20 protein-coding genes are annotated in these 24,398 nt (G+C 70.1%); 16 read left to right on the top strand and 4 right to left on the bottom strand.

Annotated elements, in window-relative coordinates:
* The first annotated feature begins 26 nt into the window (after positions 1-26).
* The 10 genes from HUA75_RS42655 (at position 27) to HUA75_RS42610 (ending at position 9,339) form a co-directional block, all read left to right on the top strand.
* Complete coding sequence (locus HUA75_RS42655; RefSeq protein WP_174489705.1) at positions 27-590, top strand: chemotaxis protein CheW; 564 nt, start codon at positions 27-29, stop codon at positions 588-590.
* Positions 587-1,111, top strand: a complete 525-nt coding sequence (locus HUA75_RS42650) for a chemotaxis protein CheW (RefSeq protein ID WP_141644347.1) — start codon at positions 587-589, stop codon at positions 1,109-1,111. The genes HUA75_RS42655 and HUA75_RS42650 overlap by 4 nt, the downstream gene beginning before the upstream one ends.
* A gap of 11 nt (positions 1,112-1,122) precedes the next feature.
* A complete protein-coding gene (locus HUA75_RS42645; RefSeq protein ID WP_141644346.1) occupies positions 1,123-1,512 on the top strand; it encodes a hypothetical protein in 390 nt (129 codons plus the stop codon).
* A complete protein-coding gene (locus tag HUA75_RS42640) occupies positions 1,509-3,485 on the top strand; it encodes a HEAT repeat domain-containing protein (protein ID WP_174489704.1) in 1,977 nt (658 codons plus the stop codon). The genes HUA75_RS42645 and HUA75_RS42640 overlap by 4 nt, the downstream gene beginning before the upstream one ends.
* 14 nt (positions 3,486-3,499) lie before the next feature.
* On the top strand, positions 3,500-4,381 hold the full coding sequence (locus HUA75_RS42635) for a protein-glutamate O-methyltransferase CheR (RefSeq protein WP_246137324.1): 882 nt from the start codon (positions 3,500-3,502) through the stop codon (positions 4,379-4,381).
* The gene (cheB, locus tag HUA75_RS42630; protein ID WP_141644344.1) at positions 4,378-5,415 is read left to right on the top strand and encodes a chemotaxis-specific protein-glutamate methyltransferase CheB; all 1,038 of its coding nucleotides are present in this window, start codon (positions 4,378-4,380) and stop codon (positions 5,413-5,415) included. The genes HUA75_RS42635 and cheB overlap by 4 nt, the downstream gene beginning before the upstream one ends.
* A gap of 55 nt (positions 5,416-5,470) precedes the next feature.
* A complete protein-coding gene (locus tag HUA75_RS42625; RefSeq protein WP_141644343.1) occupies positions 5,471-5,851 on the top strand; it encodes a response regulator in 381 nt (126 codons plus the stop codon).
* A gap of 14 nt (positions 5,852-5,865) precedes the next feature.
* Entirely contained in the window at positions 5,866-6,624 is a 759-nt protein-coding gene (locus HUA75_RS42620; RefSeq protein ID WP_141644342.1) for an ABC transporter ATP-binding protein, read from the top strand.
* Entirely contained in the window at positions 6,621-8,351 is a 1,731-nt protein-coding gene (locus HUA75_RS42615) for a putative ABC exporter domain-containing protein (RefSeq protein WP_174489703.1), read from the top strand. The genes HUA75_RS42620 and HUA75_RS42615 overlap by 4 nt, the downstream gene beginning before the upstream one ends.
* A gap of 97 nt (positions 8,352-8,448) precedes the next feature.
* Complete coding sequence (locus HUA75_RS42610; RefSeq protein WP_141644340.1) at positions 8,449-9,339, top strand: NAD(P)-dependent oxidoreductase; 891 nt, start codon at positions 8,449-8,451, stop codon at positions 9,337-9,339.
* 104 nt (positions 9,340-9,443) lie between these two features.
* Here the strand turns inward: HUA75_RS42610 and HUA75_RS42605 are convergent, their stop codons facing one another.
* Together HUA75_RS42605 and HUA75_RS42600 are read right to left on the bottom strand one after the other, a co-directional pair.
* Positions 9,444-10,823, bottom strand: a complete 1,380-nt coding sequence (locus HUA75_RS42605; RefSeq protein WP_141644339.1) for a RagB/SusD family nutrient uptake outer membrane protein — start codon at positions 10,821-10,823, stop codon at positions 9,444-9,446.
* 4 nt (positions 10,824-10,827) lie between these two features.
* Positions 10,828-13,824, bottom strand: a complete 2,997-nt coding sequence (locus HUA75_RS42600) for a SusC/RagA family TonB-linked outer membrane protein (protein WP_174489739.1) — start codon at positions 13,822-13,824, stop codon at positions 10,828-10,830.
* A 618-nt stretch (positions 13,825-14,442) separates the two neighbouring features.
* On the opposite strand from HUA75_RS42600, the gene leuS reads away from it, so the two are divergent.
* From leuS to lptE, 3 genes are all read left to right on the top strand, one after another.
* Complete coding sequence (gene leuS, locus HUA75_RS42595) at positions 14,443-16,944, top strand: leucine--tRNA ligase (protein WP_174489702.1); 2,502 nt, start codon at positions 14,443-14,445, stop codon at positions 16,942-16,944.
* Positions 16,945-17,059: 115 nt separating this feature from the next.
* Positions 17,060-17,554: a hypothetical protein gene (locus tag HUA75_RS42590; protein ID WP_254628065.1), complete on the top strand. Its 495-nt coding sequence runs from the start codon at positions 17,060-17,062 to the stop codon at positions 17,552-17,554.
* A 31-nt stretch (positions 17,555-17,585) separates the two neighbouring features.
* The gene (gene lptE / locus HUA75_RS42585; protein ID WP_174489701.1) at positions 17,586-18,101 is read left to right on the top strand and encodes an LPS assembly lipoprotein LptE; all 516 of its coding nucleotides are present in this window, start codon (positions 17,586-17,588) and stop codon (positions 18,099-18,101) included.
* 74 nt (positions 18,102-18,175) lie between these two features.
* Here lptE and rpsT read toward each other — a convergent pair whose 3' ends face one another.
* Positions 18,176-18,448, bottom strand: a complete 273-nt coding sequence (gene rpsT, locus HUA75_RS42580; protein WP_141647340.1) for a 30S ribosomal protein S20 — start codon at positions 18,446-18,448, stop codon at positions 18,176-18,178.
* A 136-nt stretch (positions 18,449-18,584) separates the two neighbouring features.
* On the bottom strand, positions 18,585-19,760 hold the full coding sequence (gene mazG, locus HUA75_RS42575) for a nucleoside triphosphate pyrophosphohydrolase (protein WP_371746323.1): 1,176 nt from the start codon (positions 19,758-19,760) through the stop codon (positions 18,585-18,587).
* Between the two features lie 144 nt (positions 19,761-19,904).
* Between mazG and HUA75_RS42570 the strand changes: the two genes are divergently transcribed.
* The 3 genes from HUA75_RS42570 to HUA75_RS42560 all read left to right on the top strand — a co-directional run bounded on the left by HUA75_RS42570 (position 19,905) and on the right by HUA75_RS42560 (position 24,387).
* Entirely contained in the window at positions 19,905-22,085 is a 2,181-nt protein-coding gene (locus tag HUA75_RS42570; protein ID WP_141647338.1) for a tetratricopeptide repeat protein, read from the top strand.
* A 4-nt stretch (positions 22,086-22,089) separates the two neighbouring features.
* Complete coding sequence (locus HUA75_RS42565) at positions 22,090-23,211, top strand: DUF4388 domain-containing protein (protein WP_174458866.1); 1,122 nt, start codon at positions 22,090-22,092, stop codon at positions 23,209-23,211.
* An 81-nt stretch (positions 23,212-23,292) separates the two neighbouring features.
* Positions 23,293-24,387 (top strand): PhoH family protein, encoded by a 1,095-nt coding sequence (locus tag HUA75_RS42560; protein WP_174466578.1) that lies wholly within the window; start codon positions 23,293-23,295, stop codon positions 24,385-24,387.
* Positions 24,388-24,398 lie beyond the last annotated feature (11 nt).

The raw sequence follows: 24,398 nt of genomic DNA, 5'->3' as shown, positions 1-24,398 counted from the left end.
TTGGCCGGCTGCTATCCTCACCCACTGTGTCCCGGTTCGCCGAACTGCTCGACGACTTCTTCTTCCGTCCGGACGAGGACGTCAGCGGCCTGCAGGACTTCGCCGCCGGCAGTGACGGCGTCGCCTCCTCCACGCCCGAGGAGGTCCCGGAGGAGTACCTGTCCTTCCTGCTGGAGGGAGAGTCCTACGCGGTGCCCATCCGCCTCGTGCGCGAAATCTCCAAGGTGCCCCCGCTGACGGAGATTCCCAGGGCGGAGCCCCACCTGCTCGGGGTGATGAACCTGCGCGGAGAGCTGCTGCCCGCGTACGACATCAAGGTCCGGTTGGGGCTGACGGAGCGTGTGCCCCTGGTCGCGGGGCCGGATGCGCCCGCGCCGCCCCGGGATGCGCGCGTCCTCGTGTTGCGCACGGAGACGGGGCCGGCGGGGGTGTGGGTGGACAGCGTGTCCGGCGTGGTGAAGCTCAAGCCCTCCATGCTGGAGCCGCCGCCCGGCCTGCGCCTGGGAGACAAGGACTGTGTCGTGGGCATCGGTCGACGCGGGCCCTCGCTGTACATCCTGCTGGACCCGGAACAGGCGCTGACGCCATGAAGGACTCGGTCAACCTGTTGGCGCGCCACCCCTCGGGGGCACCGGATGCGCCCGGTGAGCAGTCGGACACCGTGGTTCAGCTGTGCGCCTTCTTCGTGGGTGAAGAGGAGTACGTGCTGGACATCCAGCGGGTGGAGGAAGTGCTGCCGCTTCAGCGCGTGACGCCCATTCCGCATGCCCCTTCGTTCGTGGAGGGCGTGCTCCACCTGCGGGGCGTCATCCTTCCCGTGGTGGACCTGCGCTTCAGGCTTCAGGGACAACCTTCGGTGCAGTCGCGCAAGGCACGGCTCCTGGTGTGTCGACTGGGCGCGCGGCGGGTGGCGGTGCGTGTGGAGCGGGTGGCCGAGGTGCTGCGGGTTCGCCGGGGTGACATCAAGCCCGCGCCCGCGCTGAGGGTGTCGGGGCGCTCGCCCTTCGTGGTGGGCGTGTGCGGCCCGCCGGACCGCTTGCGGTTGCTGCTCGATTTGAAGGCGTTGCTGCGCATGGAGCTGGAGCGCGAAGCGGTGCGCCCGTCGAAGTGAGGAGGGTGACGATGGACCTGCAGCGCAGTGACTTGGACAACCACCGCCGCATCCTGGGCATCGCGTTCATCGCCATCAACGCACTGACGGTGCTCGTGGGCGTCGGCCTGGCCGTCTTCTTCGCGTTCGCCGGGGCGATGATGGTGAGCGAGTCGTCGCTGGCCGAGGACCGCGCGAGCTACTGGCTCTTCGGCGGCGGCATCAGCGCGTGCGTCCTGGCCTTCGGCCTGCCGGGCGTCATCGCCGGCATCGGCTTGTTGAAGCGGCGCGGATGGTCGCGGGTGCTCGCGCTGGTGTTGGGAATCGTCGGGCTGTTCAACTTCCCGCTGGGCACCTGCCTGGGCATCTACGCCATCTGGTTCTATGCGCAGGAAGGCTCCGACCGGGTCCTCGCCTCATGAGCCACCTGCCCGTCTTTCCCGCGGAGGAGGAGCGCTACCGCGCGCTCCAGGAGTTGGACCCGCGTGGCGAGGGCATCCTGGACGTGCTCCTCACGGGGCTGCACGACGAGAGCTGGCGCGTGCGCCACGCGGCGGCGGAGGGGCTCCAGCGGTTGGCCGCGCCCGAGGACGTGGCCCTCCGTCTCGTGGGAGTCCTGGGCGAGCGCGGTGAGACAGGGGCTCGCAACGCGGCGGCCGAGGCTCTCGTGGGATTGGGCCTTCCAGCCCTGAGGCCCCTGGTGAAGCTGCTGGGACACGCGGACCCGGACCAGCGCAAGTTCGCGGCGGACATCCTCGGGCAGCTCGGACTTCACGTGGCGGAGGCGCCGCTGGTCCAGGCACTGGAGGACCCGGACCTGAACGTGCGCGTGGCCGTGTCGGAGGCGCTGGGCCGCGTGGGCAGTGAGCACGGCGCTCGCGCGCTGGAGCGACTGCTGGGGGACCCGGAGCCGCTCTTGCGCCTGTCCGCGCTGGAGGGGTTGGTGCTGCTGCGCCGTCCGCCGCCGTTGCCGGTAGTCGTGGCGCTGCTGGACGACGCGCGGCTGCGGCGCAGTGCCTTCCGCGCGCTGGGCCTCATTCCGCAGGTGGCGGCCACGGAGCGGCTGTGCCTGGGGCTGGAGTCGGCCACCCGTTCGGTGCGCGAGGCCGCGCTGGCGGCGCTGGGCACGCAGGCGTCGCTCGTGGAGCCCGCGCGGCGCTGCGAACTGGAGGCCGTCATCCGCGCGGCGCTGCGGCGGTTGCCGGACGCGGTGGCTCGGCTGGCGCAGGCGCTGGAGTCGGAGGATGTGACGGTGCGCGCGGGCGCGCTGCTGGCGGTGGCGGCGCTGGGGGAGGCGTCCCTGGCCGTGCCCGTGGCCGAAGCGGCGCGCGAGGACCGCTTGCTGCGGGACGTGCTGAGCACGCTGGGGCGGCTGGGCGCGGAGGGTGGGCGCACGTTGCTCGCGGCGATGTCGGACCTGTCCGCGCCCGCGAAGGCGGCGGCGGCCGAGGCCTTGGTGGACCTGGTGGATGCGACGTCCGTCACGCCGCTGTGCGCGCTGCTGGAGTGGGCGGAGGACGACTTGCGCGGCGTGGTCGTGCGGGCGTTGGGGCGCACGCGCTCAGCGGAGGCGGCGGGCCCCCTGGTCGACTTGCTGAGGGACTCGGTGACGGCGGGCGCGGCGACGCGGGCGCTGGGCGTGCTCGCGGGGAGCTGTCGCGGGGCGGTGCTCGCGGCCCTGGAGGATGCGGTGGCTCGGAGGGCGACGCCGGTGGCGGTGGCCGCGCTGGGCCGGGTGGGGGGCGCCCCCGCGTTGCCTTCGCTGCGCAAGCTGGCGCGGGACGTGGACCCCCGGTGGCGCGCGGCGGCGGTGGAGGTCGCTGGCGAGGTGGACGGCGGGGTGGGACGCGAGCTGGCGCGTGCGGCGCTCGCGGACGAGGCCGCGCCGGTGCGAGCCGCGGGCGCGCGGGCCATGGGAAGACTGGGCGGCACCGAGGCGGGGGCGCTCTTGCGCTCCGCGCTCCAGGATGAGGAGTCCTCCGTGCGACGGGCGGCGGTGGAGGCGGTGGGTGAGAGTGGCGCGATGGACCGTGTCACCGAGCTGGAGCCGCTGGTCCGCCATCCTGACGGAGCGCTCGCGGTGGCGGCGGTGCGCGCGTTGTCGCGGCTGGGGCGGGTGGGTGAGCGGGTGTTGAGAGAGGCTTCGGGTCACCCGGACGCGGAGGTGGTGAAGGCGGTGCTGTCGGCGGGAGCGGTGTCTCGGGAGGGCGTGTCGCTGGCGGTGTCGCTGCTGGAGCATCCGCACTGGGACGTTCGCGCGGCGGCGGCGAGGGTGCTGGGAGATTCGGGAGGGCCGGAGTGTCTGGGCCCCACCCAGCGGGCGCTGGAGGCGGAGTCGGACGCCCTGGCCCGACAGGCGCTGTCGGACGCGGTGGAGCGCCTGGCTCGGCGCTGAGAGAGGGACACGGGGTGGCGCGCTTCGACGACAGCCGGCCGGAGATGACTGCGGAGGAGTTCCGGCTCCTGAGGGACCACGTGTACTCGCACTGCGGCATCCTGGTGCACGAGGACATGAAGTTCGTCATGGAGCGGCGGCTGTGGCCTCGGCTGGAGGCGCTGGGCGTGCCGGACTTCAGCGCGTATCACCGCTACCTTCGCTACGACGCGAACCGGCACGCGGAGCTGGAGGCCGCGGTCGAGTCGCTCACCACGCACGAGACGTACTTCTTCCGCGAGCCCTCGCAGCTCAAGGCGTTCCGCGAGGAGCTGTTGCCGCTGTTGGAGAAGCGCAACGGGCGCACGCGTCGGCTGCGGCTGTGGTCCGCGGGGTGCTCGTCCGGCGAGGAGGCGTACACGCTGGCGATGCTCCTCAAGGACGAGCGCCGCTTCGAGGACTGGGACGTGGAGGTATACGGCAGCGACATCTCCCGGCGCGTGCTGTCGATGGCGCGGCGCGCGGAGTATGGGCCGTCCGCGCTGCGCGCCACGTCGGCGGACCTGCTCGAGCGCTTCTTCGTTCCGGCGGGCAACGCGAAGGTGCGGGTGCGCGACGATGTCCGGGCGATGGTGTCCTTCGGTCACCACAACCTGCTGGACGAGGCGGGCAGTCAGCTGGTGATGAAGATGGACGCGGTCTTCTGCCGCAACGTGATGATCTACTTCGACCAGTCCGCGCGCAGGCGGGTGCTGCGCATCCTGCGAGACCGGCTGGTGCCGGGAGGCTATCTGCTGCTGGGGCACTCGGAGAATCTGCTCAACCTGGGCGCCGACTTCGAGCTGGTCCACCTGCGAGGAGACCTGGTGTACCGGCGGCCGGAGCTGCCAGGGCTGACGGGGGGCGAGGCGCGATGAGCGGGCAGAAGGGCGTCTCCGTGCTCGTCATCGACGACTCCGCGCACAACCGGCACACGCTGACCACGCTGCTGGAGTCCGCGCCGGACGTGAGGGTGTTGGACCGCGCGGCCGATGGTGAGGAGGGGCTGAAGAAGGTCCTGGAGCTGAAGCCCGACGTGGTGACGTTGGACCTGGAGATGCCGAAGCTGGGCGGCTACACGTTCCTCCGACTGCTGATGCGCACGGCGCCCACGCCGGTCATCGTCATCTCCAGCTATGCGCACCGCTCGGACGTCTTCAAGGCGCTGGAGCTTGGCGCGTTCGACTTCATCGCCAAGCCCGCCAAGGGCACACCGGCGGAGTTGGAAGTCCTTCGCCAGGAGCTGCTGGAGAAGGTGCGAGCGGCGCTGCATGTGCGGCCGGGGCAGCGTCACGCCTCGCCCGGGGCTCGGGCGCTCGCGGTGGCGGGCGAGCTTCCGCTGGTGGTGGCCATCGGCGCCTCGACGGGAGGACCTCCCGCGGTGCAGCGTGTGCTGGAGGGCCTGGCCGCGGAGCCCACGCCATGCGTGCTGGTGAGTCAGCACATGCCCGCGCAATTCACCCGGGCCTTCGCGGACCGGTTGGACCGCATTGGCCCCTTCACGGTGACGGAGGCGAATGAGGGCGACGTGGTGCAGCCGGGGCACGTGTACATCGCTCCGGGCGGGCGGCACCTCGTGGTGGTGGAGCGCGGCACTCGGCTGGAGCTGCAGACGCCGCCGCTCACGCACCTGGACAAATACGCGCCGAGCGTGGACCGGCTCTTCACCAGCGTGGCGCAGGTGTTGGGCAACCGCGCGCTGGCGGTGGTGCTGACGGGCATGGGCGCGGATGGGGCGGTGGGGGCGCGCGAGGTGCAGCGCGTGGGCGGAGAGGTGTGGGCCGAGTCGGAGGAGACGGCGGTCGTCTTCGGCATGCCAGGCGAGGCCATCGCCTCGGGGGCGGTGAAGCGGGTGCTGCGACTGGGGGAAATCGGACCCGCGCTGGCGGCCATCGCCCGGCGGCGGCGATGAGGGGACGCGGAACAGCGGGCGGTGGAAGAGGCCCGGGTGTTAGTCTGGGCGGGTCATGACGCAGCAGATTCGAGCACTGGTGGTGGACGACTCGCAGGCCATGCGACGCAGCATCATGTACGCGTTGCAACGCATCAGCGGGATGGTCTGCACCGAGGCGCAGGACGGCGCCGAGGGACTGAAGAAGTTGACCCAGGGACGCTTCGACCTGGTGCTCACGGACATCAACATGCCGTTGATGGATGGCCTCAAGCTCATCCACCACATCCGTCAGGCGACGGACCATCGCCATGTGCCCATCGTCGTCATCACGACGGAAGGCGCGGCGGCGGACCGCGAGCGGGCCCTGTCCCTGGGCGCGAGCGCGTACCTGGTGAAGCCCGTGCAGGCCAAGGTGGTGATGGACACCGTCCGGGACTTGCTGAAGCTGGACTGAGGGCGAGCGAGCGAATGGACTTCGTCCTGCGGGTGGCGGGCCTGGAGAAGCGCTACGGCGCGGTGAACGCCGTGCAGGGCCTCACCTTCGCGGTCGCACCCGGCGAGGTGCTCGGGCTGGTGGGCCCCAACGGCGCGGGCAAGACGTCCACGCTTCGATGCCTCGCGGGCATTCTTCCTCCCACGTCGGGCCGGGTGGTGGTGGCGGGCTACGATTTGGCGAAGGACGCGGTGGACGCCAAGCGTGAACTGGCCTTCCTGCCGGACGAGCCGCGCTTCTTCGACTACCTCACGGTGTGGGAGCACCTGAACTTCACCGCGCGCCTCTACGGCGTGGAGGACTGGGAGGAGCGGGGCAAGGCGCTCTTGGAGGAGATGGAGCTGACGGGCAAGGAGAAGGCGCTGCCGGGCGAGCTGTCGCGCGGCATGAAGCAGAAGCTGTCCATCGCCTGCGGCTTCCTGCACTCGCCCAAGCTCATCCTCCTGGATGAGCCCCTCACGGGGTTGGACCCGATTGGCATCCGCCGGATGAAGGCGTCCTTGCGGCGGCGCGCGGAGGAGGGCGCGGCGCTGGTGTTGTCCTCGCACCTGCTGCCGCTGGTGGAGGAGCTGTGCCACCGGCTCCTGGTGATTGCCGGAGGGCGGGCCATGGCGCTGGGCAGCCTGGAGGCGATTCGCGCGAGGCTGAGTGGACCCGAGGGTGAGAGCGCGTCGCTGGAGGACCTCTTCGTGCGCATCACCAGCGCGGCGGAGACGGAGAAGCCCCCGCCGTGAGCTTCTCGAGCGCCGTCGTGTTCCTGTGGCTGGCCTCCTCGCGCAACCGCCTGCGGCTCCAGCTCCAGCGATTGCGCAGGCCGCGCTACCTCGTCGGGGCCCTGGTGGGACTGGGCTACGTCTACTCCATCTTCCTGCGACGGCTGGAGTTCGGTGGGACGTTGAGCAACGTGCCTCCCGGGGTGCGGCTGTTCGCGGAGCTGTCACTGGTCGTCTCCGCGCTCGTCACCGTGTTCTCCGCGTGGGCACTGGGGCCGGACCGTCCCTCGCTGACCTTCACGGAGTCGGAGGTGGTGCAGCTGTTCCCCGCGCCCGTCACCCGGCGCTCGCTGCTGCACTACAAGCTGGCTCGCGGATTGATGGGTGCGGCGGCCGGCGCGTTGTTCGCCTCGCTGTTCGTCGGCCGGTTGGTGAGCCCGGCTCCGGGCTTCTTCTTCCTGGGCGCGTTCTTGTCCCTGGGGACGCTGTATCTGCACTCCACGGCCGCGTCCTTCATGCGCACGCGCTGGGGGGAGTGGGGCACTCGGGGACTGGTGGCGCGCTGGGTGGCGCTGGGGTGCGTGCTCGCGGCGGTGGGCCTGGCGGTGTACTCCTCGCTGGAGGCACACCCGTTCCCCAGGACGGTGGGGACACCCGGGGTGCTGCGCAACTGGGTGCAGTCGCTGGTGGAGTCGCCAGGGTTGAGCGCGGTGCTGTGGCCCGCGCGGCTGCTGGTGGCGCCCGCGTTGGCGCGGGACGCGAGCGACTTCCTGAGCGCGCTCCCCCCGGTGCTGGTGCTCGCGCTGGCGCACTACGTCTGGGTGCGGCTGGCGGAGGTCCCCTTCGAGGAGTCCGCGGTGACGCAGGCCGAGACGCGCACGCGCGAGCGGGCCCAGCGGGCCTCGGGAGGGAGCGCTCGGGGCGGAGCGCTCGCCTCGCGCAAGGCACCCTTCCGGCTGTCGGCGCGAGGGCGTCCGGAGGTGGCGCTCATCTGGAAGAACCTCATCACCCGGAGGCGGATGACGGGGGGCGTGGTGTCGGTGCTGGCCTCGCTGCTGCTGGGGTGCGCCATCGTCGCGATGATGGGCGAGTCGCGCTTCTTCACGGACACGCGCCGGGTGCTGGGGCCGCTGGGCGTGTCGCTCGCGGCGATGATGGCGGTGGTGGGGCCGAGCGTCTTCCGCATGGACCTGCGCATGGACCTGCCGAAGCTGGACCTGCTGCGCGCGCTGCCGCTGGCGGGGTGGCAGGTGGTGGGGGCGGAGCTGGCGGCATCGGCGCTGGTGGTGGGCGCGCTCCAGCTCGGGCTCCTGACGGTGGGACTGCTGTGTGGCCCGGGCGCCGAGGACCCGTGGCTTGCGACCTGGTGGTGGCCGGGTGGGGTGGCGCTCGCGGTGCTGCTGCCCACGGTGTCGCTGGCCGGGCTCTTCGTCCAGAACGCGGCGGTGGTGCTGTTTCCGGCGTGGGTGCCCGCGGACAGGACGGGGAGCGCGCGGGGCATCGAGGCGCTCGGGCAGCGCCTGCTGACGTTGGTGGGCTCGCTGGTGGTGTCGCTGGTGGGCTTGTTGCCGGCGGCGCTGGCGGGCGCGGTGGTGGGCTTCCCCTTGTGGTCCTCGCTGGAGGTGTGGGCGCTGCCTTTGGGGGCGTCGGCCGCGTCGGCCGTGCTGGCGGCGGAGGTGGGCCTGGGCGTGCTCACGCTAGGCCGCGCTTTCGAACACCTGGATGTCTCCGAGGACCGCCCGGAGTAGGCCCGGGCGTTTGCTCCTGGACGCGCGCTGACAGGGTGCTTGCGGCGTCCGGAAGCGGGGCGCAGGGTGGCTCGGACCGAAGGGACGGGAGCGCGACATGAAGCTGGGTTTCGTGGGACTGGGCAACATGGGGCTGCCCATGGCGAAGAGTCTGCTCTCCGCGGGGCACGAGGTGGCGGTGTGGAACCGCACTCCGGCGCGCGGCGAGCCCCTGGTGAAGCAGGGCGCCCGCGTGGTGGCGTCGCCCGCGGAGGCCGCAAAGGGCGCGGAGGTCGTCTTCAGCATGCTCGCGGACGACAGCGCGGCGGAAGCCGTGGCGCTGGGCCCACAGGGCATCATCACGGGGCTTTCGAAGGGCGCCGTGCATGTCTCGTCGAGCACCATCTCCGTGGCGCTCTCCCAGCGCCTCACGGACGCGCACGCGAGCGCGGACCAGGGCTACGTGGCCGCGCCGGTGTTCGGCCGTCCCGAGGCCGCGGAGTCGAAGCAGCTCTGGGTCGTGGCCGCGGGCACGAAGGCGGATGTGGAGCGCTGCCGGCCGCTCCTGGAGGCGCTGGGGCGGGGCCTCACGGTGCTGGGGGAGCAGGCCTCCATGGCCAACGTGGTGAAGCTCTCCGGCAACTTCCTCATCGCGTCGATGCTGGAGTCGCTCGCGGAGGCGTTCGCCTTCACGCGCAAGTCAGGCATCGAACCGAAGCAGTTCCTGGAGCTGTTCCAGGCCGTCTTCGCGCGCTCGCCCATCTTCGAGCGGTATGCGCAGGCCATCGCCGAGGAGAAGTACTCGCCTGCGGGCTTCGCCATGCGGCTGGGGCTCAAGGACGTGGGGCTGGTGCTGGAGGCGGCGCGCACGGCGGAGGTGCCCATGCCCCTGGCCAGTCTCGTGAGGGACCAGTACCTCGGTGGCGTGGCCCAGGGGCACGGAGACCTCGACTGGTCCGCGCTGGGGGCGCTCGTGGCGGAGCGCGCCGGGTTGCCGAAGGCCCGTTGATCCATCGGCGCTGACCACGACTCCAGGCGAGCGCAGTGCCGCGCGCCTGGAGCGGGAATGACGAGGGCCTCCAGGAATCAACCCTGGAGGCCCGGTGCGGCGGCCTACGGTCGCGCGTTGATTTCGGCGACGGGGATGGGGTAGCGCTCGTGCGGCCCGTAGCTGGCGTCCAGGTTGCGGGGCAGATCGTTCAGCCGGTTGTAACGACGCATGTCGATCCACCGGTGCCCGCCCTCGAACAGGAGCGAGTAGCGCTTCTGCACCAGCAGCTCGTCCAGGGCGTTCGCGGCGGTGATGTCCGCGCGAGGCGAGAGCCGGCCGGAGCGGGTGCGGATGTAGTTGAGGTCATCCGCCGCCGGGCCAATCTGGCCCAGGCCGATGTTGGCCTCCGCGCGAAGGAGGATGAGCTCCTCGTTGCGGATGATGGGCACCGGCGACTCCGCCGACGGGTACAGCGTGAAGCCCCGGTCCGCCGTCAGCCGGCCACCCGCGGCGCTCGCCGGCTCGTCCAGCTTGGCCGTCTTGCGAGTGACCCGGTCATCCAGCGCGTCGTTCGCCTGGCGCGGCGCATCGGTCTCGATGGAGGGGTGGGCGACGATGGTGAGGCTCAGGAGGTTGTTGTCCACGTCGCCCGAGGCCGCCCGGAACACGTGGTAGACGCCCACGTTGAGCGACGCGAGCGCCGCCGCCTTCGCGCCGTCTTCAGCGGGCGCGGTGGCGTCGATGAACGACTGGCTCAGCGCCGTCAGCGCGTCCTCGTTGCGGCCCATGTACACGGACACGCGTGCCTTGATGGCGCGGTTGAACTTCCGGAACGTCTCCGGCGTGTCGAAGCCCGCGAACCCGGTGCTCAACCGGAACGAGAACGAGCCACCCGCGTTGTCCAGGTGCGCCGCCGCCTCGTCGAGCAGCGTCGCGATGCGGGTGAACACCGCGTCCTTGCCGACGATGGGCGCCAGCTGGCCCAGCGGCAGGTCCACGTCGATGGGCGCGCCGTTGGTGTCGTGGGTGTTGATGACCACCAGGAAGTCGAGCGCCTGGATGGTCTTCGTGAAGCCCCGGATGCCCTCCTTCTGCTCGTCCGAGAAGGCCGCGACCTTGTCCAGCGCCGCCAGCACCGTGTTGGCGTTGCGGATGTTGGAGTACGGGGCCGCCCAGAAGTTGCCGCCGAAGGCGCCAGCGCCCGGGTCCAGCGTCGGCCCGAGAATCTCCTCCACCGTGCGAGGATCCGCGGGGTCGAAGACGTACGCCTCGCGGCCGATGGTGCCCAACTGCGCGACGTAGCCGTTCTGAATCGCCACGCCCGCGCGGTGTCCGAGCAGCAGGCCCGTGGACGCGCTGTTGACGGCGGAGCTGGTGGGGTTGTTCTTGAACTCGTCCAGGCTGGGGTTGTTCAGGTCACCGATGTCCAGGCTGCCGCAGCCGCCCAGGCCCAGTACGGCGCAGAGCGCCAACACGGTCTTCTTCGTCTGGTAGATATTCATGGCCTTAGAACCCGACGTCGAGCGACGTCCAGAAGCTGCGGCTGGGGGGGAAGGGGGCGACGTCGATGTTGCGAGCGATGGCCTGGTTGCCGAAGTTGCTCACCTCGGGGTCCAGACCCGAGTAGCTGGTGAACATCAGCAAGTTGCGGCCGCTCAGGCTGAGTCGCGCGTTCTGCAGCTTCGGAATCGCGGACACCCAGCTCTTGGGCAGGTTGTAGCTGAGCGTCACTTCGCGCAGCTTCACGAAGGACGCATCCTCCACGTAGATGCCCGCGTTGTTGCGGCGGTCCTGCAGGCGCTGACGACCCGCCGTCTCGTAGTCCACGGACGTGCCGGCGCCGTCATACAGGAAGCGCGTCAGGTTGATGACGTCGCTGCCCTGCTGCCAGTGCCACAGGAAGGACAGGGTGAGGTCCGAGTAGCGCAGGGTGTTGGCCCAGCCGAGCGTGAAGGTCGGCTCGGTGTCGCCAATCTTCTTCACGATGGGGACGTTGTTCTCGTCGCGGCCGACGTTGCCGACAATCTGCGTGGCGGACGAGCCCTCCTCGATGAAGAACGCGCCCAGGGAGTTGCCGAAGCCACCCGCCTGGAACGGCCCCGCCGGCAGGCTCGTCACCTTGCTGCGGTTGAGGGCGAACGTCGCGGAGCTCGTCCACTCGAGCGCCCCGCGCACCGGCGTCACCTGGAGCATGGCCTCGATGCCGCGGTTGCGCAGCGAGCCGCCGTTGACGAACTGGGTGGTGAAGCCCGTGGAGCTGGGCAGGGCGCGCTGCAGCAGCATGTCGCTGATGGCGCGCTGGTACACCGACAGCTCCACCATGACGTCGCCGCCGAACATCAGCGCGTCGACACCGGCCTCGATTTCGCGCTGGCGCTCCGGACGGATGTTCGGGTCACCGGCGACGCCCGTGCCGACGAGGCCCGGGGTGCCCTGCACGTTGCCCAGCGCGCTCATGCCGCTGAACTTCATGCCGTACAGCGGCTGGTTGCCCGTCTCGCCGTAGGCCGCGCGGACCTTGAGCTCGTTGATGACCGGGACGGCCAGGGGGATGCGGTAGGCGGACGCCAGCTTCGGGTAGAAGAACAGCTTGTTCGGATTGCCGTTGGCGCTGCTCTGCTCACCACGGATGGCGCCGACCAGGGTGAGCCGGTCGTCCAACGTGACGATTTCCTCCTGCACGTAGTAGCCGCGGTCCCGGATGTGCGTCGAGGTGTCGCGCACGCCAATCACGGTGCCGTTGTCCACGCCGGGCTGACCGGCGTTGAGGTTCTCGGAGACGACGTACGTGGAGTCGATGCGGCGCTCCTCGAACTGCACACCGCCGGACGTCGTGGCGGTGAGGAACTTCGAGGCGGGCTTGTACGAGTGCACCAGGTTGAGGCCACCGTTCAGGTTGCGCACCTGGCTGGTGCCGAACAGCGACGTGCCCGGGAAGGTGTCGTCCACCGGCTCGAAGTTGAGCTCTGGCGGGAACAGCAGCCGGTTCTCCTGCTGGAAGCGGTCCACACCCGCGTTGGCGAGCACGCGCAGGTGGTTCTCGTCGTTCTTCCACAGGTGGATGGTGGCATCACCGGACCCGATGAAGCGCCACACGTCCTCGTCGTTCTTCACCAGCGCGGACGTCTGCAGCGGGTTGGCGCCGTTGGCCAGGAACGGGTTGACGGGGTACACGCCTTGCGCGTTCGGTTCCATGTTGAGGAACTCGGGCACGTTCGGCAGCACCATGTAGTTGGTGATGGTCTGGTTGTCGTTGTTGGTGAGGCCGCGCCGGCCCAACGTGTGGATGAGGTTGGTGGCGACGTTGATGTCCACCGCATCGCCCAGCGACTGACCCAGGTTCAGGCGGAACGACTGCTTGTCGTAGCCCGTGTTGGCGATGATGCCCTCGTCGCTGCGGAGCATCGCGGAGGCGAAGTACTTCGTGTTGCCCGACGCGCCGCTCACGCTGGCGAGCGTCTCCGTGGACAGATCCCTGCGGCCCGCGAGCTTGGCCTCGTGGTCGTACGTCTTGCCCGTGTAGTACTGGGCCGCGTTCGCGCCGAACTGCTCGACGGCCTCTTCGACGGTCTCGAAGCGGCGGGTGCCGAGCTTGTTGGCCAGCGTGTACATGCCCACGCGCTGGGTGATTTCGAACTTCGGCTCACCGGCGCGACCGCGCTTGGTGTTGATGATGATGACGCCGTTGGCGGCCTTGGAGCCGTAGATGGCGGCGGCGGACGCTCCCTTGAGGACCTCGATGCTCTCGATGTCGTTGGGGTTGATGTCCGCGATGCGGTTGACCTGGTTGTCCTGCGTGGGGTTCGGGTTGGAGCCGCCCACGGAGTCCGTCACCACGTAGACGCCGGAGGCGATGGCCACGTCGCTGACGAGCACGCCGTCGATGACGTAGAGCGGCGCCGTGGAGCCGTTGATGGTGGACACGCCGCGCAGGCGCATCTGGATGCCGCCGCCCGGGGCGCCGGAGTTCTGCTGGATGTTGGCGCCGGCCACCTTGCCCTGGAGGGCCTGGTCGATGGTCTGCGCGGGGGCGCGGTTCATCTCCTCGGCGCTGACGGAGGCGACCGAGTTGGCCAGGTGCTTACGGGCGAGCTCGGAGGCTCGACCCACGACGACCATCTCCTCGGAGAAGATGTTGTCGAGCGCCACCGTCACGTCGCTCTGCGCGGCGCCGACGCGCACTTCCCGCTCGCCGTAATCCTGGCTGGAGAAGAGCAGCGTCACCGAGCCCGCGGGGACGTTGGGCAGCGAGAAGGTGCCGTCCAGCTCCGTCTCCACACCCTGCGTGGTGCCCTTGATGATGACGCGAACCAGGGGCAGGCCCTCGTTCGTCAGACGGTCCGCGACGCGCCCCTTCACGGTGCGACCCAGCGCGGGCGCGGCGGCCGGCGCGGGAGCCGTTGGAGCGGTGCTGGCCGGAGCCGCCGCGGGCGCCGGTACCGCGGGAGCCTGAGCAGCGGGCGCCTGCGGTTCCGGAGCAGGCGGGCTCGCTTCCTGCGCCATTGTTTCCAACGAGAAGAGTGCGATCACGCACCCCGGAATCAACGCTCTCTTAAGCGTCATTCGGATCTTTCCTCGCAACGGTAGGGACGGCCCCCCCAGCAGGTGCCGTGGGCGCGAATCGTCACCGTCTGAACTGAACCAGTCAATGGCGAGCCTTGTTTTTCAAGAATGTTGGCCAAATCCATCCAAGCGGAAATATTCCGATCTCGTATCGAGTCGGGGGTGACGCGGGGCGCGATCTGCCTTACGCCAGGGGGAGAGCACGTCCCTACCTGGCTGGAGACATCGTGGATCTCCCCGAGGCCAACCCGTCGGGATGGGTGGTGCCTGGCCCGCGGAAGAGCCCGCACATCGGCCCGTGGCGGCTCGCGTTGGCGCGAGGGGTCGGGCCCCCGGCGCGCGCGGCGAGCGCGTCGCGTGGAGGCGCGGGGCGGGCGGACGGGGGCTCGGACGGCGACAGAAGTGGCCTCGGTCGCGGGTTTACTCAGGTCAGCCGGAGAAATCCGGCCTCGTCGGCCTGAGGGGAGGGCTCCGTCCCCGCCGAGTGTCGGCGAGCACGAGGGCCCGGCGAGACTTGTTGCCCCCAGGGCCGGCCCTCCCATAAGAGGCGCAGCGGATATGGCGATGAACGAGCGTTACGAGCCGCAGTCGATTGAAGGCAAGTGGCAGGCCCGCTGGGACGAGGCCGGCATCTTCCGGGCAGGCAAGCGCCCGGGCGCACCGAAGAAATACGTGCTCGAGATGCTGCCGTACCCCAGTGGCAAGATGCACATGGGCCATGTGCGCAACTACCTCATTGGGGATGTGTACGCGCGCTACTTCCTGATGCGCGGCTTCGACGTGCTTCATCCCATGGGCTGGGACGCGTTCGGTCTGCCGGCGGAGAACGCGGCCATCAAGGACGGCGTGCACCCGGCCATCCGCACCGCGGAGAACATCGTCTCGTTCAAGCACGAGATGAAGAGCCTCGGCTACAGCTACGACTGGGAGCGCGAGGTCAACACCAGCCAGCCCGAGTACTACCGCTGGAACCAGTGGTTCTTCATCAAGATGCTGGAGCGCGGGCTCGTCTATCGCCGCTTCAGCAAGGTGAACTGGTGTACCGGCTGCCACACCGTCATCGCCAACGAGCAGGTGAAGGACGGCGTGTGCGAGCGCTGCTCGTCGCCCGTGGTGGACCGGGAGATGCCCGAGTGGGCGTTCCGAATCACCCGGTTCTCGCAGGACCTGTTGGACGCGCTGGACACGCTCAAGGAGTGGCCGGACCGCATCACCTCGATGCAGCGCAACTGGATTGGCCGCTCGGATGGCGCGGAGGCGGACTTCCGCATCCAGGGCCATGACGCCTCCCTGCGCGTCTTCACCACGCGCATCGACACCATCCACGGCTGCACCTACGTGGTGCTCGCGCCGGACCACAAGCTGGTGGCTCAGGTGACGACGCCCGAGCGCCGCGCGGACGTGGACGCCTTCGTCAAGCGCATGGCGGCCCAGTCCAAGACGGAGCGGACGGGAGAGGACACGGAGAAGGAGGGCATCTTCACGGGCGCCCATGCCGTCAATCCCTTCACGGGCCAGCAGGTGCCCATCTGGATCGCCAACTTCGTGTTGAGCGACTACGGCACGGGCGCGGTGATGAGCGTGCCCGCGCACGACGAGCGCGACTTCGCCTTCGCGCGCAAGTACGCGTTGCCGGTGAAGGTCGTCATCCAGCCGGCCACGGGCGACAAGCTCCCGGCGGGCGAGGCGCTGGAGGCTGCCTTTACCGACTACGGCGTGCTGGTGGACTCGGGTGAGTACACCGGGATGACGTCCGAGGCGGCGCGCACGGCGATGGCCGCGAAGCTGGAGAAGGACGGCCAGGGCCGCGCCACGGTGACGTACCGCCAGAAGGACTGGGGCTTCAGCCGCCAGCGCTACTGGGGCACGCCCATCCCCATCGTCTACTGCGAGAAGTGCGACCCGGAGCGCCACGGCATCCCCGTGCCCGTGGAGCAGCTCCCAGTGAAGCTGCCGGAAATCGACGTCCAGGAGGTGCTCACCGGCAAGGGCGAGCCCCCGCTGGCGAAGGTCGCCTCGTGGGTGAACACCACGTGCCCGAAGTGCGGTGGCCCCGCTCGGCGCGAGGCGGAGACGATGGACACCTTCGTCGACTCCTGCTGGTACTTCGCTCGCTACCTGTCGCCGCACTACGACGCCGCGCCGTTCGACCCGAAGCAGGCCCAGCGCTTCCTGCCCGTGGACATCTACGTGGGCGGGCCAGAGCACGCGGTCATGCACCTGCTCTACTTCCGGTTCTGGACCCGGGTGATGAAGCTGCTGGACTTGAGCCCGGTGGACGAGCCCGTCAAGCGCTTGATTACGCAGGGCATCGTCAACGGCCCGGATGGCCGGAAGATGTCCAAGCGCTGGGGCAACGTCGTCGCGCCGGCTGCCATCGTCCAAGAGTACGGCGCGGACACCGCGCGCGCGTACGTCATGTTCGCCGGCCCGCCGGAGCGCGACTTCGACTGGGCCGACGAGCAGGTGGACGGCGTGTTCCGCTTCCTCAAGCGCGTCTGGGTGCTGGCCTCCACCCACCACGCCTCCGTGGCGGGTGCCACGCATGACGGGCCCTTCGAGGGCAAGGCGCTGGAGATCCGCCGCGTGGCGCACAAGTGCCTGAAGCGGGTGGGGGAGGCCATCGAGCGGCTGTCCTTCAACACCGCCATCGCCGGCATCATGGAGGGCCTCAACGCGCTGTCCGCGACCGGGACGCCGGAGACGCCCGCGGAGAAGGCGGCCATGGCGGAGGCGGTGCGCCTGCTCGCGGTGGTGCTCACGCCCTTCGCGCCGCACATCGCGGACGAAATCGCGGAGGCCTACGGGAGCAAGGAGTTCACCGTCGCGCAGCCGTGGCCCGACTTCGACCCGGCGCTGGTGGTGGACGACGTCATCCCCTACGCCGTGCAGGTGAACGGCAAGCTGCGCGCGGAGATTCGCGTGGCGGCGGACGCGGGAGAGGCGGACGTGCGCGCGGCGGCCGAGGCGGATGAGCGGGTGCAGTCCGCCATCACCGGCAAGACGCTGCGCAAGTTCGTCTTCGTGCCCAAGCGGCTGGTGAACTTCGTCGTCGGCTGAGCGGGGACCCTGGGTGCCCGCCGAGGTCCTCGTCATGTGCACCGCGTGCGGCCAGCCCCAACCGGCGGGCGGCGCGCGGTGCATCTCCTGCGGCGCCCCGCTCCCGGAGGCGCCCGTGCCATCACCGCTCGGGCCCTTCCTTTCGGCGGACCTGGGCGGAGGGCGCTCCCTCGTCGGAGAGGGCGGGCGCCTCACCTACCGCGCGGCCGACGCTGTCCCCCCGCTCATCGTGGAGCTCATCCAGCTCCGGGCGTTGACGCTGGAGTCGCGTCCCTTCTTCGAGGCCCTGGTGCTGTGTGGCTTCGCGGTGGTGGGGTTCGTGGCCGTGGGGCTCCCGCTGAAGCTCGTGATGTTCGGCCTGGCGGCGCTGGGTGGCCTGCTGGCGGCGGTGTGTCGGGTGCACGCGCTGGTGCTGGAGACGTCCACCGGAGGACGGCTGCGCTGGCCCCTGGGGCTGGCGCGGCGGGGCTCTGAGCGGGATGCGCGACTGCTGGGCGCCTGGAGCACGCTGGCGGGCGCCGTGAAGGCCCGAGGCGTCGTGGTGAGGGATGCGAGCGGGGCCGTGCTCACCGCGCCCTCATCGGAGCCGCCCGAGGGCCCTCGCGCTTGACGGAGTGCTTCGGGCGGGTAGGGTGCCGGCCATGTCGCTTCCCTTCAGGAGGGCCTCACGGCGTCTCCACCTGGCCGTGTTGCTGACGGGTTGCTCGGCGTTGTTTTCAGGGTGTGGCTATCGCCTGACGCCGCGCGGCTCGGGCCTGCCCGCGGGCGTCAATACCGTGTGCGCGCCCATCTTCGGCAATGACACGGCGGAGCCCGCGCTGGAGACGCTCTTCACGCGCTACTTCCGTCAGGAGCTGACGCGGGTGGGGCGACTGGGGAGCGGGGGGGCGTGCGACGCGCGCGTCGAGGGGACGGTGCTCGTGCTGTGGAGCTCGCCGACCATCCTCGAGGGGTTCTTCCGCGTCTCCGCCACGGTGCGGCTGCGGCTGGTGCGCGATGGTCAGCAGCCCCAGGAGACGGTCATCTCGGGGACCGAGGACTATCGGCCGGGGAGTGGAGACATTCTCGAGGCGGAGTCCAACCGTCAGGCGGCCATGGACCGGCTGGCGGAAGTGCTCATGCGCGACGGGTTTGATCGGCTGGCCAGCACCTGGTGAGGAGGTGGATGCCTCCTCCCGGGGAGCCTGCTTCCGAAACTGCGCAGGGGACTCCGAGGAGTCCCCTTGGTGCATCAGGCCTGACGCGCGCTCTTGGTGGCGGCCTTGGCGAGGCGGGAGATACGACGGGACGCGGTGCGCTTGTGCAGGACGCCCTTGGTGGCGGCCTTGCTCAGCGCCTTGGAAGCCGCCTTGAGCGCATCCGTCTTCTTGGCGCCATCCTTGGTGCCAATGGCCTCCCGGGCGGACTTCACCGCGGTCTTCACGTCCGAACGGACGGTGACGTTGCGGGCGCGGCGCTTCTGGGACTGACGGTGACGCTTCTCTGCGGACTTGGTGTTGGCCAAGAGAAATCTCCAGCGAAAGGCAGGCTAAAAAGAGGGGCCGTCCTTACTGCGACGCCTCGCAAGCGTCAAGGCGGGCGTGCGCGGCCAGCCGGGTTTTCCGGACTCTGGACGCGGATCAGCGGGTGCGCGGGGGGAATCATCCGGAGAAGGGGGTGTATTCCCACACCAGCCCGGCCGGATCCTGGAAGGTCAGATTTCCGGCTGAGAGGATCAGGACTCCGCCCGGGAGGGCCTGCTCCACCTCCTGCCGCAGTCGCTCCACGGCGCGGGCGGAGGGGGCCTCCAGGGTGAAGCGGGTGCCCACGGCGGAGGTGGAGGCGCGCTGGAAGATGAGTCGCAGCGAGCCGTCCTCGTAGCGAGCCTCGTCCGGCCCGGGGCGACTGGTGATCCAGCCCAGCGTGGGGGCCAGCGAGTCCCAGAAGGCGCGCTGGGCATCCAGGTCCGCCACGCCCAGGCGCAGCGTGGAGACCGGAGCGCGGGGCAGCGACATGGGAGGAGGGAGGGACTTCTCCTTCGCCTTGGCGGCCTGCCAGTGGCGCTCCATGTGCTCCAGGGGGGCGCCGCCAAAGGGGACACCCTCGGAGTTCAGGGCGGACTCGATGTGCTGGAAACGGGAGGTGAAGCGGAGGATGGCCATGCGCAGGGCATCCTCGGCGGGTGTCTTCACGAAGCGCGCGAGGTTGGCCAGGGAGAAGAGGACATCTCCCAGCTCGTGCGCGATGGCGTCGCGCTCTCCGGAGGCGATGGCCTCGTCCAGCTCCACCAGCTCCTCGGCCAGCTTGCCACGCACGCCGGCCAGGTCGGGCCAGTCGAAGCCGATGCGGCTGGCCTTCTCGGTCAGTCGCTCGGCGCGCAGGAGGGCGGGCGCGGCGGTGGGCACCCCGTCCAGGACGGAGCCCGCGTTGCCTGTCTTGCTCTTGCGCTCATCGGCCTTGAGCTTGGCCCAGTTGGCCAGGACCTGCTCGGAGCCGTCCACGCCGCGCAGGTCGCCGAAGACGTGGGGGTGTCGGCGGGTGAGCTTGTCGCTGATGGCCTTGCTGACGTCGGCCATGGTGAACTCGCCCAGTTCGGCGGCGAGCTGGGCGTGGAAGACAATCTGGAAGAGCAGGTCGCCCAGCTCCTCGCACAGGGGGGACCAGGGCCCGCCCGAGGCGACGCGGTCCATCTCGTCCAGGACCTCGAACGCTTCCTCGACGAGGTAGGGCCGGAGCGAGCCCAGGTCCTGCTCCCTGTCCCAGGGGCAGCCGTCCTTGGCGCGCAGCCTCTTCATGATGGCCACCAGACGTTCCAGCTCCGTCCCGGGGGTGCTCACTTCGCTCACGGTCGCCTCCTGGCGGGGACAGTCCCGCGACGTGCGTCCCTCTAACACGCGGGCCGTGGGCCTCATCCGGAAAGGCGGGAGTGGTGGCGTTCCGTTTCGTGGTTCGGCCGGGCTCGCCTATCATCCGAGCCCTGGATGATCCGCCTCCCGCTTTCCTCCCTGATCCTCTGGGGCCTGCTGCTCCTGACTCCGGCGTTGGCATCCGCTCAACTCGAGGCGCCCACGCGGCTCCAGGAGGTGGACCCCGGTCCGCTCGAGCCCGACCTCCAGGACGAGTCCTACGACACGACCGAGCCGGCCGACGAGGGTGCCGTCGACGACGGTGAGTCCGAGTCCGACCCGGACGACGTCCCCCGGAAGTCCCCGAGGGGCGCGAAGGGGAAGGCCCCGGCCGTCCCGGTTCCCTCGAAGACCACCGTGACGCCTGCTCCGGTCGAGCCGCCTCCCGTCGTCATCGCGCCCAGGCCGGTGCTCAGTCCCATCCTGACGCCTCGCGTGTCGGACGACGAGGTGCTGGCGGTGTGGGACCGGTGGCGGCAGGCGCGTGCGACGAATGACTCCGCCACGGCGGAGAAGGCGCAGCAGGAGTTGGTGACGCTGAAGCGCGAGCTGCTCGCGGCGGACCTGGAGCCCATCAGCATCGGCTTCCTGCGCGAGTCGGAGGTGCGCAGGCGAGCGGGTGACATGGGGGGGGCGCTTCGGCTGGCGGAGCTGGCGGTGGAGCTGTCGCCCCGGTTGCCGCTCACGCGCTTCGGGCTGGCGGAGCTCTACGCGCTGTCGTCCCCGGCGGAGCCGGGCCGCTACCTGGGGGAGCTGCGAGCGGCCTTCGTGTCGATGGCGTTGGACCCTCGCTATCGCGGACCGGCGCTCGCGGATCTCGGCTCGCTGATGCTGCTGGCGTGGTCGGCCACGGCGGTGGCGCTGGTGGGGCTGCTGTTCCTTCGGCGGGTGCGCTACGCGTTGCACGACTTCCACCACCTGCTGCCGCGCGCGGTGGCCCGGTGGCAGTCCGCGCTGCTGGGGGTGTTGCTCCTGGGCCTGCCTCTGACACTGGGAATGGGTCTGGTGCCCCGGTTGCTCGTGTTGCTGGCGGTGGTGGTGCCCTACCTCACCCGGCAGGAGCGGGTGGTGGCGGCGGTGCTGATGGCGGGACTGGGGCTGACGCCGCTGGCCGCGGGACAGCTCACCCGGGTGACGGCCTTCGCGGGCACGCCCGCCGAGGACGTGTATCTGCTGGAGCGCGGCGGCCTGTCCGCCGAGGGCGCCATGGCTCGGGTGAAGGCCCGGCACGAAGCGCGCGCGGCCACCTTCCCGGAGCTGGCGGCGCTGGGGCAGTACGAGTCACGTCGCGGGCTGCTGGAGGATGCCCGGCTGCACTTCAAGGCGGCCTCGGCGGTGCGCAACGGGGATGCCCGGCTGTTGACCCGTTTTGGCAACGCGCTGGTGGGGCTGGGGGACGTGGATGGGGCGGCGCAGCTCTACGTGCAGGCGTCCCAGGCGGATCCGCAGATGGCGGCCCCGCACTACAACATCGCGCAGGTCTACCGCCGACAGGCCAAGACGCTGCCGGACGAGCAGGTGGGCAAGGCGATGGAGCGGGTGACCACCGCCACGGCCTCCGCACAGGCGCTGGACGGCGCGCTGCTCCGGCGTGAGCCACCCCCGGAGGACCGGCTGCTGTTGAACCTGCTGATGCTGGCGCCGGCGCTGCCGGAGTCGGAGTGGTTGTCGCTCGCGGATGGAACGGAAGCGGGGCGGCGGGTGGAGGCGCAGCTGGAGCGCTGGCTGCTGCCGGGCGTGGAGCCAGGGCCGGTGGCCTGGGCGCTGCCGGCCGTGGCGGCGGTGCTGCTGGTCTTCTGGGGCCTCCTGGCACAGCGGCTGAGGGCCGCGAAGGTGTGCGAGCGCTGTGGCCGCCCGGTCTGCGTGCGGTGTGACCCGGAGCTGGGCATCGGCAGCGCTCAGTGTGGTCAGTGCGTGAACGTCTTCTCCCGCCGGGGGTTGGTGCCGCAGCAACTGCGGCAGCGCAAGGCGGATCAGGTGCAGCGTCATCAGGCGTGGGCGGGCCGGGTGACGTATGCGGTGGGCGCGGTGCTGTCGGGCGCCGGGCATGTGTTCTCTGGAGGCGCGGTGCGCGGCGCGCTGTATGCCTTCCTCTTCCTCTTCGCGCTGGCCGCGACGCTGCTGCACCACGGACTGGTGCGAGCGCCCCATGGGGACGCGCCGCTGTATCTCAAGCTGGTGCCGGCGGTGTTGCTGCTGGTGAGCGTCCACCTGCTGTCGCTGCGCGGCCTGCACCGGCTGCGGCAAGGGGAGTGAAACCATGTCCCTGAAGGGAACGCTCAAGGACTTCGGCATCGGCGACATCCTGCAGCTCATCGGGCAGCAGCAGAAGACGGGCTCGCTCCAACTGGACAACAAGGACCAGGAAGTCCGCATCGGCTTTCGCGACGGCCACATCATCAAGGTCGAAAGCGTCACCCGGAAGCGCAAGGACCTCATCGGCGCGATGTTGGTGCGCGCCGAACTCATCACCGAGACGCAGCTGGAGGCCGCGCTGGAGACGCAGCGGCGCACCCTCAAGCGGCTGGGTGACGTGCTCGTCTCCAGTCAGGCCCTCACCGCGGACCGCTTCCAGTCGATGATGCAGTTGCAGGCCACGGAGACGCTCTACCGCCTCTTCACCTGGAAGGCCGGCACCTACGAGTTCATCCAGGAGCCGGTGGAGCCCGACGCCGAGGCCATCCGCCCCCTGCGCGCCGAGACGGTGCTCATGGAGGGCTTCCGGATGGTGGACGAGTGGCCCGTCATCCGGAAGTCCATCCACCGCGACGACCTCTCCTTCGAGCGCATCAAGGCGCTGCCCCCTCCGCGCGAAGGCGAGGAGGGTGGGGAGCTGGGCGTCATCGCCACCACCGAGCGGCGCGTGTATGACGAAATCGCGCTGGGCCGCGACCTGCGCAAGCTGGTGGACGTCTGCTGCCTGGGCGAGTTCGAGACCTGCAAGGCCCTGCACAACCTCGTGCGAGGCGAGTACGTGCGTGTCATCCACCCCGAGGGGGCTCGGGCTCCCGCACCAGGGGACGAGCGCCTGCTCTCCCGCCTGGGGGGCGCGGTGGGTCGCGTCATCGCCACCATGGGCGTGCTGGCGGTGCTGGCGGTGGTGGTGTCGAGGGTGGCGCTGGCGGATCCGGAGCGCACGCGCGCGGCCACCGCGTTCGCCGACGCCGCGGCGCAGCGTCATGTTTCCGATGCCCAACGCGTCCGGATCGAGGCCGCGCTGGAAGTGTTCCGTCTGGAACGCGGTGAGCTGCCAGAGCGATTGGATGCTTTGGTGCAAGCTGGTTTGTTGAGTTCGGAGGAACTCAGATACCCCTGGCGGGAGGAGTACTACTACCGGCGGCTGGCCGCTCGGCGGTTCGTCCTCCTGCCACCCTTGCGCTAGCCTTTACCCAAAGTCGTCTTTCGGAGCCTGGGGGGCGGCGTTACGTTGAAGACAGCGGTACCGACCGAGGAACGACACGCATTGCGAAATCCCGCCACGTTGGAAGCGACCGCAGCCGTCTCGACCACCTCCGCCAAGGTGGACGTTCGGGACAATGAGACGGCCATGGCGCTGTGCGGCAACCAGAACGAAAACCTCAAGCTGATGGAGCGGCGCCTCGGGGTCCGGGTGGGACAACGGGGCACGGAGTTCCATCTGTCCGGCCCCGCTGACGCCGTGGCCTTCTCCGTGCGCCTCCTGGAGAACCTGGAGGGGATGATTCGCGCGGGCCGCCCCCTGTACCGCGAGGACGTGGAGCAGGGCATCAAGGTGCTCGGCCGGGGCGCGGAGTCGCTCCAGGAGGTCATGCTCGGCCCGGTGCTCAAGAGCTCCGGCAACCGGCAGATTGCTCCGAAGAGCATCGCCCAGAAGCGCTACGTGGACGCCATCCGTGCCCACGACATCGTCTTCGGGGTGGGCCCCGCGGGTACGGGCAAGACGTACCTGGCCATGGCGATGGCCGTGGCCTTCCTCCAGGAGCGCAAGGTCAAGCGCATCATCCTCGCGCGTCCCGCCGTCGAGGCGGGTGAGAAGCTGGGCTTCCTGCCTGGCGACATGCAGGAGAAGGTGAATCCCTACCTGCGTCCGCTCTACGACGCGCTGCACGACATGATGGCCGCCGAGCGCGCGGCGACCCTGGTGGAAGAGGGCGTCGTGGAAGTGGCGCCGCTGGCCTTCATGCGCGGCCGCACCCTCAACGATGCCTTCGTCATCCTCGACGAGGCGCAGAACACCACCGTGGAGCAGATGAAGATGTTCCTGACGCGCCTGGGCTACAACAGCAAGGCCGTCATCACCGGCGACGTGACGCAGGTGGACCTTCCCACCGGGAAGATGTCTGGCCTGAATCACGCGCGGACGGTGCTCAAGAACATCGAAGGCATCCACTTCGCGGAGTTCTCCGACGTGGACGTCGTCCGGCACCCGCTGGTCCAGGAGGTCATCCGCGCCTATGACAAGGCGGAGCTGGCGCAGAAGGAGGCCCAGCACGCTCGCGCGGCCGCCCACTCCGCTTCGGCTCTGGACAAGGGGGCCTCGTCCCTGGCTCCCGTGACTCCCGAGGCCGCTGTCGGCTGAACTTCGGGCTC

Source organism: Myxococcus sp. CA040A (assembly GCF_013336725.1).
In the GTDB taxonomy this organism is placed as follows: Bacteria; Myxococcota; Myxococcia; order Myxococcales; family Myxococcaceae; genus Myxococcus; species Myxococcus llanfairpwllgwyngyllgogerychwyrndrobwllllantysiliogogogochensis.
This window is presented reverse-complemented; position numbering and strand designations above follow the sequence as displayed.